This is a genomic window from Streptomyces viridifaciens (assembly GCF_001888885.2).
Lineage (GTDB): Bacteria > Actinomycetota > Actinomycetes > Streptomycetales > Streptomycetaceae > Kitasatospora > Kitasatospora aureofaciens.
In genome coordinates this window covers 4,643,463-4,658,204 of sequence record NZ_CP090841.1, presented here as the reverse complement: position 1 = coordinate 4,658,204, position 14,742 = coordinate 4,643,463, and the positions used below count along the sequence as shown (strand labels likewise).

At 71.8% G+C, this 14,742-nt stretch carries 12 protein-coding genes and 1 other RNA gene; 1 reads left to right on the top strand and 12 read right to left on the bottom strand.

All coding sequences use genetic code 11. From position 1 onward, the window contains the following. Positions 1-64: 64 nt before the first annotated feature. The 4 genes from BOQ63_RS27965 to BOQ63_RS27950 form a co-directional block, all read right to left on the bottom strand. Positions 65-931 (bottom strand): FAD binding domain-containing protein, encoded by an 867-nt coding sequence (locus BOQ63_RS27965; protein WP_046385723.1) that lies wholly within the window; start codon positions 929-931, stop codon positions 65-67. Positions 932-1,249: 318 nt separating this feature from the next. After that, positions 1,250-2,860 carry a beta-N-acetylhexosaminidase gene (locus BOQ63_RS27960; protein WP_030283996.1) on the bottom strand — a complete coding sequence of 537 codons (1,611 nt, stop codon included), beginning with the start codon at positions 2,858-2,860 and terminating at the stop codon, positions 1,250-1,252. 84 nt (positions 2,861-2,944) lie between these two features. Continuing rightward, positions 2,945-3,223, bottom strand: a complete 279-nt coding sequence (locus BOQ63_RS27955; RefSeq protein WP_030283993.1) for a DUF3039 domain-containing protein — start codon at positions 3,221-3,223, stop codon at positions 2,945-2,947. 73 nt (positions 3,224-3,296) lie between these two features. Next, positions 3,297-3,890, bottom strand: a complete 594-nt coding sequence (locus BOQ63_RS27950) for a YqgE/AlgH family protein (RefSeq protein WP_079184101.1) — start codon at positions 3,888-3,890, stop codon at positions 3,297-3,299. Between the two features lie 299 nt (positions 3,891-4,189). Between BOQ63_RS27950 and murA the strand changes: the two genes are divergently transcribed. Further along, positions 4,190-5,530 (top strand): UDP-N-acetylglucosamine 1-carboxyvinyltransferase, encoded by a 1,341-nt coding sequence (gene murA / locus BOQ63_RS27945; RefSeq protein WP_030283988.1) that lies wholly within the window; start codon positions 4,190-4,192, stop codon positions 5,528-5,530. 96 nt (positions 5,531-5,626) lie between these two features. Here the strand turns inward: murA and BOQ63_RS27940 are convergent, their stop codons facing one another. The 8 genes from BOQ63_RS27940 to ftsE form a co-directional block, all read right to left on the bottom strand. Next, positions 5,627-5,908, bottom strand: a complete 282-nt coding sequence (locus tag BOQ63_RS27940; protein WP_030059737.1) for an HU family DNA-binding protein — start codon at positions 5,906-5,908, stop codon at positions 5,627-5,629. A gap of 510 nt (positions 5,909-6,418) precedes the next feature. Continuing rightward, entirely contained in the window at positions 6,419-7,888 is a 1,470-nt protein-coding gene (locus BOQ63_RS27935; RefSeq protein WP_037829531.1) for an NAD-dependent malic enzyme, read from the bottom strand. Between the two features lie 347 nt (positions 7,889-8,235). Further along, the gene (locus BOQ63_RS27930; protein WP_072655163.1) at positions 8,236-10,539 is read right to left on the bottom strand and encodes a HelD family protein; all 2,304 of its coding nucleotides are present in this window, start codon (positions 10,537-10,539) and stop codon (positions 8,236-8,238) included. A gap of 162 nt (positions 10,540-10,701) precedes the next feature. Next, positions 10,702-11,083, bottom strand: a transfer-messenger RNA (tmRNA) gene (gene ssrA / locus BOQ63_RS27925). A gap of 86 nt (positions 11,084-11,169) precedes the next feature. Further along, on the bottom strand, positions 11,170-11,649 hold the full coding sequence (smpB, locus tag BOQ63_RS27920) for an SsrA-binding protein SmpB (protein ID WP_030283981.1): 480 nt from the start codon (positions 11,647-11,649) through the stop codon (positions 11,170-11,172). Positions 11,650-11,712: 63 nt separating this feature from the next. After that, positions 11,713-12,849: a S41 family peptidase gene (locus BOQ63_RS27915; RefSeq protein WP_150476150.1), complete on the bottom strand. Its 1,137-nt coding sequence runs from the start codon at positions 12,847-12,849 to the stop codon at positions 11,713-11,715. Between the two features lie 112 nt (positions 12,850-12,961). Further along, on the bottom strand, positions 12,962-13,873 hold the full coding sequence (gene ftsX, locus BOQ63_RS27910; RefSeq protein WP_030283977.1) for a permease-like cell division protein FtsX: 912 nt from the start codon (positions 13,871-13,873) through the stop codon (positions 12,962-12,964). 78 nt (positions 13,874-13,951) lie between these two features. Continuing rightward, positions 13,952-14,641, bottom strand: coding sequence for a cell division ATP-binding protein FtsE (ftsE, locus tag BOQ63_RS27905; protein ID WP_030059730.1), 690 nt, complete (start codon positions 14,639-14,641; stop codon positions 13,952-13,954). Between the last annotated feature and the right edge of the window lie 101 nt (positions 14,642-14,742).

The following is a 14,742-nucleotide window of genomic DNA, read 5'->3' as shown; positions in this document are numbered from 1 at the left end:
TCCCGGCTGACCTGCGGAGCGAGGCCGAGCGGATCGGCGTCGAGGGTCTCGATGGGGTCTGTTGTCACTTCAGCGCCCTTCCCAGTGCCCGTCGGGCCAGCACCGATACGGTACGCCGCAGCCGAACGGCGGCCGCCGTCGGCCCCTCGGTCACGGCCTCCCAGGCGCCCTCGGCGCCGTAGTTGTCGGGGACGCAGGCGGCGGCCACGTACTCGCCGAAGGCGGCGCCGGCGGCCGGGTCGATCTCCCGGCTGCCGTCCCAGTCGATGCAGCCGGCCACCCAGGCTTCGGCCTCCAGCGGACGCAGTGGCACCGGGGCGACGGCACCGACGGCACAGCGCACGGCGCGCCGGGCCGGGTCGAGGACGAGCGCCACGGAGGCGGTGGCACGGGCCGGGCCGCTGCGGCCGGTGGCCTTGAGGAAGACCTGCGGCGCGTGCAGCAGCGGGACCCGCACCCAGGTGAGCAGTTCGCCGGGGCGGACCGGGTCGAGGCCGGTGAGCAGGTGGCTGACCGGCACCTCGCGGCTGGCGCCGGCCCGGGCGAGGGTGACGGTGGCCTCCAGGGCGGCGAGCACCGGAAGGGTGTCGCCGGCCGGGGCGGCGGTGACGATGTTGCCGCCGAGGGTGCCGACGTTGCGGACCTGCGGCGGGCCGGCGGTGCGGGCGGCGTCGGCGAGCGCGGGGATGAGCGCGGCGAAGTCGGGGCGGTCCATCCGGGCGTGGGTGAGTCCGGCGCCGAGCACGGCGGTGCCGCCGTCCTCGTAGCGCCAGCCGCGCAGTTCGGTGATCCGGCCGAGGCCGACCAGGGCGGCGGGGCGCAGCCGTCCGGCGTTGACGGCCTCCATGAGGTCGGTGGCTCCGGCCACCGGTACCGCGGCCGGGGCGGCGGCCAGCGCATCGACGGCCTCGTCGAGCGAGGCCGGCAGCATGATCGTCCGGTTCACCTGGGTCCCACCGTGCTCCACTTGCTCATCGATCGCCTGCCGCCCGCGGCCGCGGCCGCACTGTCCGCGTCAGCAGCCCGGCCTGGCCGTAGGGTACGGGCGATCGGGCCGGGTTGGGCAACTCTGGCACACAATGCTCGATGATCATTTCGGGACCGGTGAACGGGACTGCCCGATTGGGACGGATACCGGGCGGTATCTGCCCCAACCCTGATCGGGCCGAGGCAGATGTTCATCTGTTCTTGACGTCAGATGACCGCCCATAAGTTCCCGATGGACGCATCAGCGCACCGGAGCACCGGCTCAGCGCACCGGCGGCGGTCCCTCGATCGGCCGCCCCGCCACCCCGGGCCGGCGCTGCCACGGGCGCGGGCCGCCCATCGGGCGGTACTCGACGCCCAGCGCGTCCAGCACCTCCAGGTGACCGCGCAGCCGCCGCTCGAAGTCCGGGTAGTCGCGCTCGGCCGGCTCGGCGGGCAGCTCGGACCAGGCGACCTCGGCGAAGGCGACCAGTCGGGGGAAGGCCCGGTAGTCGACGTCCCGGGCGCTGTCCGCGAACTCGCTCCACAGGTTCGCCTGGGTGCCGATGACGTGCCGGGCGGCGGCCGCGTCCAGCTGCGCCGGGACCGGCTCGAAGCGGTAGACGTCCTCCAGCGTGCGCACGAAGCCGACCGGGACCGGCTCGTCCGGCCCGTCCGCCTGCCGGTGGTCGAGGTAGACGTGCTGCTCGGGGCACATCACCACGTCGTGCCCGGCCTCCGCGGCGGCGACCCCTCCGCCGAACCCGCGCCAGGACGACACCGCGGCCCCCGGGGCGAGACCTCCCTCCAGGATCTCGTCCCAGCCGATCAGCCGGCGGCCGCGCTCGGCCAGCCAGCGGTCGAAGTGCCGGATGAGGTGGCTCTGCAGCTCGTCCTCGTTGGCCAGGCCCAGCTCGTGGATCCGGGCCTGGGCGGCGGCGCTGTCCTTCCACTGCTCCTTGGGGCACTCGTCCCCGCCGAGGTGGATGAACTCGGACGGGAACAGCTCCAGGACCTCCTCCAGCACCCCCTCGAAGAAGCGCAGGGTCTCCTCGGAGGCGTTGAGCACGTGGGGGCTCACCCCCCAGTCCGTCCAGACGCCGAGCGCGGCGGTGTCCACCACGTCGGTGTTGCCCAGCTCGGGGTAGGCGGCGACGGCGGCCTGGGTGTGGCCCGGCAGGTCGATCTCCGGGACGACGGTGACCCCGCGCGCGGCCGCGTAGGCGACGATCTCGCGCAGGTCGTCCTGGGTGTAGTAGCCGCCGTGCGGGCGGTCGTCCCGGCGCTGCCCGGAGCGGTAGCCGACCATCGAGCGCTCCCGCCAGGCGCCGCGCCCGGTCAGCCCCGGGTAGCGCTTGATCTCCACCCGCCAGCCCTGGTCGTCGGTCAGGTGCAGGTGCAGCACGTTGAGCTTGTGCGCGGCCAGCAGGTCGACGAAGCGCAGCACGTCGGACTTGGGCAGGAAGTGCCGGGCGACGTCCAGCAGCGCGCCGCGCCAGCCGAACCGGGGCGCGTCCGCGATGTCCGCGCCGGGCAGCACCCAGCCCTCCCGCCGCAGCGGCGAGCGGCGGTACGCGTCCGGCCCGAGCAGCTGCCGCAAGGTCTGCGCGGCCCACAGCGCGCCGGCCGGGCCACCCGCGGCGAGCAGGGCGTGGCCGGGGCGCACCGTGATCCGGTACGCCTCGGCGGCCAGGGCGCCGTCCAGGACCAGTTCGATGCCCGTGCCCGGCCGGCCCGGGCCGAGCGGGAGCCCGGTGGCCGCGGACAGCGTGCCGCGCAGCCACCGCTCGGCGTCGGCCAGGCCGGGCGGCGCGGTCAGCGTGGTGGTGGCGTCGAGCGGGAAGTCCTCGTCCGGGCGCCGGACGGCACTCGAAGGTGCGGGAATGAGGTCCATTCCGACATCCTGCCCAGGCACGCCACGATTGGCATAGACCACGTCGAAAACGCGGTGCTATGCAAAACGGCGTTCCGCGGACAGCTACTGCTTGTCGCCGTCGCCGCCCTGCGGCTTCCCGATGCCGTCGTAGATCTCCTTGCACATCGGGCAGACCGGGTACTTCTTCGGGTCGCGCCCGGGCACCCACACCTTGCCGCACAGCGCCACGACCGGGGACCCGGAGAGCGCGCTCTCCATGATCTTGTCCTTCTGGACGTAGTGCGCGAAGCGCTCGTGGTCGCCGTCCCCGTGGGACACCTGCGGGACGGGCTCGACCAGGGTGCCGGTGCCGAGGCCGCGCTCGGGCTCAAGAGTGCTCATGGGTGCCAAGTCTATGGGCGCCCCCGGAAACCGGGCCAGTGTCGCGCCGCGCCCGGGCGCGTGGGGCGCCCGCTCAGTTCATCGTCGGGTCGTCCGGGTAGGTCGCCAGCAGGGCCAGCGGGCCGCGCTGGCGGCGCAGCACCGAGCGCCACAGCCGCTCCGGCTCGGGGCTGGAGACGTCCCCCGGCTCGCAGTCCACCAGGTACCAGGCGCCGCTCTCCAGCTCCGCCTCCAGCTGGCCCGGCGACCAGCCGGCGTACCCGGCGAAGATCCGCAGGCTCCCGAGTTCCCCGGCCAGCACCTCGGGCGGCGCCTCCAGGTCCACCAGGCCGATCGCGCCGTACACCCGCCGCCAGCCGAGCGGCTCGCCGGAGCCCGGCTCCCCGGGGGCGACCGCCAGGCCGAGCGCCGAGTCCAGCGCCACCGGCCCGCCCTGGAAGACCACCGCGGGCTGGCCGACGAGTCTGCCCCAGCCGTCCAGCACACTGCCCACCTCGACCGGCGTCGGCCGGTTGAGCACCACGCCGAGCGCCCCCTCGGCGTCGTGGTCGAGGAGCAGTACCACCGCCCGGGCGAAGTTGGGGTCGGTGAGCACGGGCGTCGCGACGAGCAGACGGCCGGTGTGCGACCGGCCTCCGTGCGAATGGGCCGCCGTCATGCCACACATGATCCCGCAGAACGGCACCGGTCGGACACCGCAACACTCGAAACCCCGCCACGCCGGACGAACACCCGTACGGCCGAACCGGCGGGCGGGAGCGGGGCCGGAGAGAGCACCATCACGGGAGAGGCTCACGGGAACCATCGGCACGCCCACTACCATCTACGGATGGTGGACGCCCCTCTACGGTGCCGACTCGGATTCTCCGGGGGCCCGAACGCGCCCGTACGCACGTACCACCGGTCCACCAACGGTTCCGTCCCGGAGCCGTTCCCATTCCTCTGGCACCCCGGATTGCGAGAACGATGACCGACGACGTCCTGCTGGTCCACGGCGGAAACCCGCTCGAAGGCGAGATCCGCGTCCGCGGTGCGAAGAACCTGGTCCCCAAGGCCATGGTCGCCGCCCTCCTCGGCCAGGGCCCCAGCAGACTGCGCAACGTCCCGGACATCCGTGACGTCAAGGTGGTCCGCGGCCTGCTCCAGCTGCACGGCGTGACCGTGCGCACCGGTGACGAGGACGGCGAGCTGATCCTCGACCCCTCGCACGTCGAGAGCGCGAACGTCGCCGACATCGACGCCCACGCCGGTTCCTCGCGGATCCCGATCCTGTTCTGCGGTCCGCTGCTGCACCGCCTCGGCCACGCCTTCATCCCGGGCCTGGGCGGCTGCGACATCGGCGGCCGGCCCGTCGACTTCCACTTCGAGGTGCTGCGCCAGTTCGGCGCCACCATCGAGAAGCACCCCCAGGGCACCTACCTGGTCGCCCCGCAGCGGCTGCGCGGCACCAAGATCGAGCTGCCCTACCCCTCGGTCGGCGCGACCGAGCAGGTGCTGCTCACCGCCGTCCTCGCCGAGGGCGTCACCGAGCTGCGCAACGCGGCCATCGAGCCGGAGATCGTCGACCTGATCTGCGTGCTGCAGAAGATGGGCGCGATCATCACCCTGGGCACCGACCGCACCATCCTGATCACCGGTGTGGACGAGCTGGGCGGCTACACCCACCGCGCCCTGCCGGACCGCCTGGAGGCGGCCTCCTGGGCCTGCGCGGCGCTCGCCACCAAGGGCGACATCTACGTCCGCGGCGCCCGCCAGCTGGAGATGATGACCTTCCTCAACACCTTCCGGAAGGTCGGCGGCGCGTTCGAGGTGGACGACGAGGGCATCCGCTTCTGGCACCCGGGCGGCGAGCTCAAGGCGATCGCCCTGGAGACCGACGTCCACCCGGGCTTCCAGACCGACTGGCAGCAGCCGCTGGTGGTCGCGCTGACCCAGGCCACCGGGCTGTCCATCGTGCACGAGACGGTGTACGAGTCCCGGCTCGGCTTCACCGGCGCGCTGAACCAGATGGGCGCGCACATCCAGCTCTACCGCGAGTGCCTGGGCGGCACCCCGTGCCGCTTCGGTGCGCGCAACTTCCTGCACTCCGCGGTCGTCTCCGGCCCGTCCAAGCTGATCGGCGCCGAGCTGGTCATCCCGGACCTGCGCGGCGGCTTCTCGTACCTGATCGCGGCGCTGGCGGCCGAGGGCACCTCGACCGTCCACGGAATCGACCTGATCAACCGCGGCTACGAGAACTTCATGGAGAAGCTGCGGGACCTCGGCGCCCACGTCGAGCTGCCCAGTGAGCAGCTGGTCGACGCGTGACGAACGGTGGGGGCCCGTCCGGCGGACAGGCCCCCACACGACGAGAGGCCGGGCTCCCCGCGGGGAGCCCGGCCTCTCGGGCGTTCAAGGGGTGACTCAGGCGCCCTTGGCGGCTTCCTTCAGCTTGGAGCCGGCGCTGACCTTGGCGCTGTAGCCGGCCGCGATCTGGATCGGCTCGCCGGTCTGCGGGTTGCGGGCGGTGCGGGCAGCGCGGTGGGTGCGCTCGAAGGTCAGGAAACCGGGGATGGTGACCTTCTCGTCGCCCTTGGCGACGACCTCGCCGACGATCTCGGCGAAGGCGGCCAGAACGGCGTCGGCGTCCTTGCGGGTCACCTCGGCGCGCTCGGACAGCGCGGCCACCAGCTCACTGCGGTTCATGTGTACTCCTGTGGTCTGTTCGCTTGCGGTGTGCGGGGGCCCATCGGTGCTCCCACCGGGGGGCACCCGGATGGGCCGCAGGTCCGCACACTGTGCTCATGCAAGGCAATGCGTGGTCGCAGGCCGGGTCCGTACCCGATGCCGCGCGCCGGAGCCGTCGAAGGCCCGCCCGCCTGCCTGGGAACGAATCCTGCCCCGACCGGCCCCGAGAAAGCCAATCGGGCCCCGGCCGAGCCACCCGAACAAAGCCCGCCCGTTGGAGGTGTGACGCTCCGTCGGCTCCGGCGGACCGGGCGCGGGCGGCGGTCGGGACGACACGCCGGAAGACCAGGGGGACGTTCCGTACTTGTCGGACACGCCTGCCCCGTGCAGGGCTACCGTACGCCCTAGGCACGACAAGCCCAAACACGCCCCTCGCCCTTGTGTCGCAAGGGTTCGGGGCGGGCTTGGGCGAGTATGGCCGCTAATCGGACATTTGACCGATCGACGACACGTCGTCGGCGCCGGTCCTCAGAGCTTGACGGTGGGGAACGCGGAGGTGTCGAGGGTGCCGACGATGCCGGGGGTCGGACGGGACGGGGTGGGCGCCTGGGCGTCGGCCAGGGCGGCGTCGCGCACCGCGGTGGCGACGGTCTTGGCGACATCCTTGTGGAACACGCTCGGGATGATGTAATTGGCGTTCAGCTCGTCGTCGCCGACGGTGGTGGCCAGCGCCCGGGCGGCGGCGATCATCATCTCGGTGTTGACCGTGCGGCTCTGGGCGTCCAGCAGGCCGCGGAAGACGCCCGGGAAGACCAGCACGTTGTTGATCTGGTTCGGGAAGTCGCTGCGGCCGGTGGCGACCACGGCGGCGGTCTGCCGGGCTACGGCCGGGTCGACCTCCGGGTCCGGGTTGGCCAGCGCGAAGACGATGGCCTGCTCGGCCATGGTGGCCAGGTCGTCGCCGTCCAGGACGTTCGGGGCCGACACGCCGATGAAGACGTCGGCGCCCGCCACGGCCTCCTTGAGGCTGCCGGTGCGGCCCGAGCGGTTGGTGTGCTCGGCGATCCAGCGCAGGCTGTCGTTGAGGTCGTCACGGCCCAGGTGGACCACGCCGTGGACGTCCGCGACGGTGGCGTGCTCGACACCGGCGGCCAGCAGCAGCTTGAGGATCGCGGTGCCGGCGGCGCCGGCGCCCGACATCACCACGCGGATGTCGCCGATCTCCTTGCCGACCACCTTCAGCGCGTTGGTGAGGGCGGCCAGCACCACGATCGCGGTGCCGTGCTGGTCGTCGTGGAACACCGGGATGTCCAGGGCCTCGCGCAGCCGGGCCTCGATCTCGAAGCAGCGCGGCGCGGAGATGTCCTCCAGGTTGATGCCGGCGAAGCCCGGGGCGATCGCCTTGACGATGGCCACGATCTCGTCGGTGTCCTGGGTGTCCAGGCAGATCGGCCAGGCGTCGATCCCGGCGAAGCGCTTGAACAGGGCCGCCTTGCCCTCCATGACGGGCAGCGCGGCCGCCGGGCCGATGTTGCCCAGGCCCAGCACCGCCGAGCCGTCGGTGACCACCGCGACGCTGTTGCGCTTGATGGTCAGGCGGCGGGCGTCCTCGGGGTTCTCGGCGATCGCCATGCAGACCCGGGCGACACCCGGGGTGTAGATCATGCTGAGGTCGTCACGGTTGCGGATCGGCAGCTTCGAGGACATCTCGATCTTGCCGCCGAGGTGCATCAGGAAGGTCCGGTCCGAGACCTTGCCGATCGACACGCCGTCGATCGCCCGCAGCTTCTCGACGATCTCCTCGCCGTGCGCCACCGAGGAAGCCGCCACGGTCACGTCGATCCGCAGCGCCTCCAGGCCGGAGGCGGTGACGTCGAGACCGGTCACGGATCCGCCGGAGGACTCCACGGCCGTGGTGATCGCACTGACCGCGTTGCCGCGGGCCGGGACCTCCAGTCGCACCGTGATCGAGTTGGAGACACTGGGCACGGTCGCCATCGACGCTTCCTTCTTCCGTCTGTCCCGCAGGCTCAACATTTTGTTGAAGGCATCGCCTGCGCATGCTAGACCTCGATCGTCGCACCTTCCAAGGGATTGCCAGAAATAACGTTCATTGAGTGTGCGGATCCGACAACCGGGCCCGACCGCCCGCAGTCTTCCGCCGTCCACTCCTTGCCTCAGCGGGCCGATGCGTTACATTGGACAGGCACCGGCCCGATCCAAGCCCCCGGGCCCAACCTTCGTCCCTCAGAGGGACCACTTGCCGCGAGGCGAGCATGGCGGGTCGGTGTTCCAAACGTCTGAAGGCCCCTCACCATCGGTGAGGGGCCTTCGTCATGGGCGGGTCAGCCGCGCAGCAGCGCGGGCACACCAGCCGCGTCGGGCAGGTCGTCCGGGCCGGACAGCACGGTCAGCCGCTGGGTCGCCCGGGTCAGCGCCACGTAGAGCACCCGCAGGCCGGCCTCCGACTCACCGGCGATGCCGGTCGGGTCGGCGACCACCGTCGCGTCGTACTCCAGGCCCTTGGCCTCCAAACTGCCCAGCGCCACCACGCGCTCGCCCAGGCCCTCGGTCCAGCCGGCCGCCTCGGCCCGACGGTCCATCGGCACCACGATCGCCACCGTCCCGTCCACCTCGCCCAGCAGGTGCTCCAGCTCGGCCCGGGCTGCCTTGCCGAAGGCCTCCGGCGCGGGGTCGGTGACGGCCGCGAAGCGCGGCTCCACGCCGACGTGGCGCACCGCGCTCGGCGAGGGCGTGCCCGGCGCGGCCAGCGCCAGCACCGTGGCCGCGACCTCGGCGATCTCGGCCGGGTTCCGGTAGTTCACGGTCAGCGTGAAGCGGCGGCGCGGCTTGCCGGCCAGTACCTCGTCCAGCGCGGCCTGGGCCTCCTGCGGGAACGGCCAGGAGGACTGCGCCGGGTCGCCGACGATGGTCCACGTGGCCATCCGGGACCGGCGGCCGATCATCCGCCACTGCATCGGGGTGAGGTCCTGGGCCTCGTCCACGATGACGTGGGCGTACTCCTTGCGCTCCACCGGCTGGCGGTCGCGCCGGCGGGAGCTGCGGTCGGCGAAGGTGGTGACCTCCTCCAGGCCGCTCAGCAGGTCCACCGCGTCCACCTCGCGGACCTTCGGCCGGGCCGGCTCGCCGAGCAGCACCTGCAGCTCGTCCACCAGCGCCACGTCGTGCACCGACAGCGCGCCCTCGCCCTCCGGGGACAGGTGGCGCCAGGAGGCCGCCAGCAGCCTCGCCTCGTCCGGCGTGACGGCTCGGCGGGCGATCCGGTTGGTGTGCCGGGCCTGCTTGAGCGTGCCGAGCACCCGGCGCGGGCTCAGGGCCGGCCACCAGGCGTCCAGGAACTCCAGGAAGGACGGCTCGTCCGAGACGTAGTCGTCGAAGGACTCCTTCTCCTCCTGGCGCTGCTCCCGGCCGTAGTGGTCGGTGGGCCTGGGCAGGTGCCGGGTGGCCTCCTGCCACAGGGCGTCCAGCAGCAGTCGGCGGGCACGCGGACGCAGCAGGTTCAGCGGGGTGCCGCCGGAGCCCACCACGTTGCCGCGCACGGCCCGCAGCCGGCCCGCGTCCAGCTTCAGCACCTCACCGCGGGCGACCACCTTGAGCTCCTGCGGGGCACCCAGCTCCAGCGCCGCCCGGGCGGCCCGGCGCAGCAGCTGCACCATCCGGGCCGAGCCCTTGACCCGGGCCGCCTCCGGGGTGTCGTAGGTGCCCGCCTCGATGCCGTCCACCAGCGAACCGACGGCGCGGATGGCGACCTGGCCCTCCTCGCCGAGCGAGGGCAGCACGCCCTCGGTGTACGAGACCAGCAGCGGGGTCGGCGAGACCACCAGGATGCCCCCGGCGTAGCGGCGGCGGTCCTGGTAGAGCAGGTACGCGGCGCGGTGCAGGGCGACGGCGGTCTTGCCGGTGCCGGGGCCGCCGGTGACGAGCGTGGCGCCGGCCGCGGCGGCGCGGATCACCTCGTCCTGCTCCTTCTGGATCGAGGAGACGATGTCGCGCATCGAGTGGCTGCGGGCGCGGCCGAGCGAGGCCATCAGCGCGCCGTCGCCGACCACGGCCAGTTCCTCGCCGTCCAGGGTCGGGGTGAGGTCGGGGCGCAGCAGGTCGTCCTCGACGCCGATCACCTTGCGGCCCTTGGAGCGGATCACCCGGCGGCGGATCACCCGGCCCGGCTCCACGGGGGTGGCGCGGTAGAACGGCGCGGCGGCGGGCGCCCGCCAGTCGATCACCAGCGGACCGTACTCGGCGTCCAGCACGCCCAGACGGCCGATGTGGAGGGTCTCGGCGACGGCCGGGTCGGCCGGGTCGAGCGGGGTGTCGGACGGGATGCCGTGCTCCTCCGGGGCGTCCGCCCGCTGGAGGTCGATCCGGCCGAAGAGGAAGTCCTCGAACTCGTTGTTGAGGCGCTGGAGGTGCGCGCCGGCCCGGTACACCTGGGCGTCACGCTCGGCGAGGGCGCCGGGGGTGCCGACGTGGACCCGCTTGGCGGCGTCCTCCAGGATGTACTCGGCCTCGGCGAGCTTCTCCTCCAGCCGGTGGTAGACGGTGTCGAGGTGCTGCTGCTCACCGGCGATCTCGCGCTCGCGGACGGTCTCGTGATCGGCGGTGGGGGTGGTGTCCGTGTTGCTCTGCATGGCCTCGGGGTTTGCGGCGGGGTTGCGGCGGAATCCGGCTCCGGAAAACGAGCGGACGGATGATCCTACGCCCGGGCGGGCGGGCGCGCCGCACCGGGACGGTGAAAGTGCGAAGGCCGCCCACCGCGTGAGCGGTGGACGGCCTTCGGTGTGAACATGGGGTGGTGGAGATGCCGGGAATCGAACCCGGGTCCAGTGGAGTTAATTCAGGGCTTCTCCGAGCGCAGTCCGCTGTGCTTTTCTCGGCCCTGGCGGTCACGCGGACAAGCCGCCAACAGGCCCAGCTGCTGTTTGATTTCCCATCCGCCCCCGCAGCCCGGGCGGACGGTTGAGTTCCCTAGATTATGCCAGGGTCCGGGTCGGGAACTCCCCGGTCTGACACCCAAGCGCTATCGGTGCTTATTAGGCAGCGAGAGCGAACTGCTGGGAATCGCGCTTAGAGTTGGCGATTATTTTTTTGCGACACGTGGTTAACGAGATCATTGCCGCGTTCCTCGGCTCGCTTCCCCTGTTTCAACATCCCCTGTCGAAACCGATCATCCCCATGTTTTTTTGAGAAACAGCTCGGACGGTGACCGTCCGTGTTGCTTGCGCCATAGTACGCGAGGCGACGGGCGGGGGTCCAGCGGATTAACCCCGCTGGCGCCGCCGGGCCGCCGCCACCGCGCGGGCCGCCTCGCGGGTGTCCTGCTTCTCGCGGAGCGTCTGGCGCTTGTCGTACAGCTTCTTTCCGACCGCGAGCGCGAGCTCCAGCTTGACGCGGCCGTCCTTGAAGTACAGCGACAGCGGGACCAGGGTGTGGCCCGCGTCGCGGACCTTGGTCTCGATCTTGCGGATCTCCAGCTTGTGCAGCAGCAGCTTGCGCTTGCGCCGGGCCGCGTGGTTGGTCCACGTCCCCTGGGTGTACTCGGGGATGAAGACGTTGTCGATCCACGCCTCGTGGTTCTGGATGTACGCGTAGCCGTCGACCAGGTTGGCCCGCCCCTCCCGCAGCGACTTGACCTCGGTGCCGGTGAGGACGAGGCCGCACTCGTAGGTGTCGAGGATCGTGTACTCGTGTCGCGCCTTCTTGTTCTGCGCGATCAGCTTCTGTCCGGTTTCCTTTGCCATAGCGCGGTCATTCTCGCACTTCGGGGCCGGATCGGGCAGCTGCTTTAGGGGCCGTCCGGCCGCTCAGGACCGGGTCCCGAGTCCGGCGAGGACGCGCAGGGCCAGCGCGTCGGTGTCCTCGCCCGCGGCGGCCGGGACGTCCGGGGTCAGGCCAGTGCCGTCCAGGGAGCGTCCGGACGGCGTGTGGTAGCGGCCGACGGTCATCTCCAGCACGGCGCCGTCGGCGAGCCGGCTGGGCTGCTGGACGGTGCCCTTGCCGAAGGTCCGCGAGCCCACCACCACGGCGCGGCTGCGGTCCTGCAGGGCGCCGGCGAGCAGTTCGGCGGCGCTCATCGTGCCGCCGTCCACCAGCACCACCAGCGGGGTGCGCCCGTCGCCGCCGGGCGGGGCGGTCAACTCCCTCGTCCCACCGCGCTCCTGGTACGAGCCGACCGGTCCGCCGTCCAGGAGGCTCCCGGCCGTGCCGACCGCCTCGTCCACCAACCCGCCGGAGTTGCCGCGCAGATCGAGCACCACACCGGTGTGCGGGGCGCGCAGCGCGGCGCGCACCTGGTCGGCCACGCCGCTGGTGAAGGCCCGGACGGTGATCCGCAGCACGCCGCGGTCCAGGTGCTCCGCGGTGACCTGCCGGCTGTCCAGCAGCACGCGTTTCAGCCGCAGTTCGCGCACCTCGCCGTCGCCGCGCCGCACGGCCAGGGTGACCTCGGAGCCGGCCCGGCGCTCGTCGCCCTGCCCGCGCAGCCGGGCGACCACCTCGGTGACCGGCAGCCGGTCGGCCTGGTCCTTGCCGATCCGCAGCAGCCGGTCGCCGGGGGCGATCCCGGCCTGGGCGGCCGGTCCGGCCGGGGTGACCTGGGAGACCTCGGTGACGCCGTCCTCGCCGCGGCCGACCGACAGGCCGACCCCGGGGTAGCGGCCGTCCAGACCCTGGCTGAACTCGGCGTACTCCTGGGCGCTGTAGTAGGCGCCCCAGCGGTCGCCGCCGGCCGCGAGCAGGTGCTCGGCCTGCTGCTCGGACAGCGCCTTGCCGGACGGGTCCGCCGGGAGCCCGGCGGAGGCCGGCGCCAGGTCGGCGGACGCGCGGCGCGGCGGGTCGTTCGGGTCGCCCCAGGCACCGGTGGCGGCGCCGGCCAGCAGCACGGCGCCGAACACCAGGCTGAGGGCGGCCACCTGACGCGCCCTGCGCGGAGTTTGCAGCATGGCACCGGAGTGTAGACACCGCACCGCGAGCGGCGGGCCGGAACGGGGAGGGCGGAACGGCGACGGCCCCGTACGGCGCAGTGCCGTACGGGGCCGAAGGAACCCGCGGGGGTCAGACCTTGAGGTACTTGCGCAGCGTGAAGAACGCCGCGATGCCGGCCATGCCCATACCGACCACGACCAGCAGCGGGATCACCGCCAGCACCGAGCTGAGGCCGATGAAGTGGATGAACTGCACCCGGTCGGCCAGCCAGTTCTGGACGAAGAAGTGCCCGCCGATCAGCAGTCCGGAGGCCAGCCCCGCGCCGAGCAGCGCGGAGAACGCGGCCTCCGCGATGAACGGCATCTGGACGTAGAAGTTCGAGGCACCGACCAGGCGCATGATGCCCGTCTCGCGCCGCCTGCTGTACGCCGACACCCGGACGGTGTTGACGATCAGCAGCAACGCGACGAAGAGCATCAGCACCATGATCACGAACGCCGCCGTCTGCAGGCCGTTGAGCAGGCCGAACAGGTTCTCCAGGATCTTCCGCTGGTCCTCGACCGACTTGACGCCGGGCTTGCCCGCGAAGGCGCTCTGGATGACGTCGTACTTGGTCGGGTCGTTGAGCTTCACCCGCCAGGACTGGGGCATGGCGTCCGGACCCAGGACGGAGATGAGCGGGTTGTCCGGGTTCATCTCCTTCCAGTGCTTGTACGCCTCGGCGGAGCTCTCGTAGGTGGACGACTGGACCACCGAAGTCATCTTGTCCAGCTGGTCCTTGATGTCGTGGACCTGCTGGTCGGTGGCCGCGCCCTTGTCGCACTGCGGCGAGTTGCGGGCATCCGCCTTGGTGCAGAAGTAGATGCTCACCTCGACCTTGTCGTACCAGTACCCCTTCATGGAGTTCACCTGGTCGCGGACCAGGAGCGAGGAACCGGCGAGGGCGAGGGAGAGCGCGACGCTGACCACGACCGCGATGGTCATGGTCAGGTTGCGTCGGAGACCCACACCGATCTCCGACAGGACGAACTGGGCACGCATGCGGGAAACAACTCCAGGGTCGGTACTGCGCGGTCTGGCGGTCGGGCCGGCGGCCCCACGGGGTTCAGCGCTGGTGGGTCAGTGCTGGTATCCGTAGACGCCGCGGGCCTGGTCGCGGACGAGCAGCCCCTTGTCGAGTTCGATGACTCGCTTGCGCATCTGGTCGACGATGGCCTGGTCGTGGGTGGCCATCAGCACCGTGGTGCCGGTGCGGTTGATCCGGTCGAGCAGCTTCATGATGCCGACCGAGTTCTGCGGGTCGAGGTTGCCGGTGGGCTCGTCCGCGATGAGCAGCATCGGGCGGTTCACGAACGCCCGGGCGATCGCCACGCGCTGCTGCTCACCACCGGACAGCTCGCCCGGCATGCGGTCCTCCTTGCCGCCGAGGCCGACCAGCTCCAGCACCTCGGGCACCACCTTGTTGATGGCGCTCTTGGGCTTGCCGATCACCTCCAGCGCGAAGGCGACGTTCTGCGCGACCGTCTTGTTCGGGAGCAGGCGGAAGTCCTGGAAGACGGTGCCCAGCTGGCGGCGCATGTGCGGCACCTTCCAGTTGGACAGCTTGCCCAGGTCCTTGCCCAGCACGTGCACGGCACCCGTGGACGGGCGCTCCTCGCGCAGGCACAGGCGCAGGAAGGTGGACTTGCCCGAGCCGGACGAGCCGACCAGGAAGACGAACTCACCCTTCTCGATCTCCAGCGAGACGTTGTCCAGGGCGGGACGGTTCTGCTTGGGATAGGTCTTGGAGACGTTGTCGAATCTGATCACGGCTGCATCACGGAGGCCATCCTAGGCGGCGCCAGTCCTCGGTCGGTCCGCCCCGGAGGCCCGGTCCGGCGGCGGGCGATGGGAGCGCGGAGGGCCGCTCC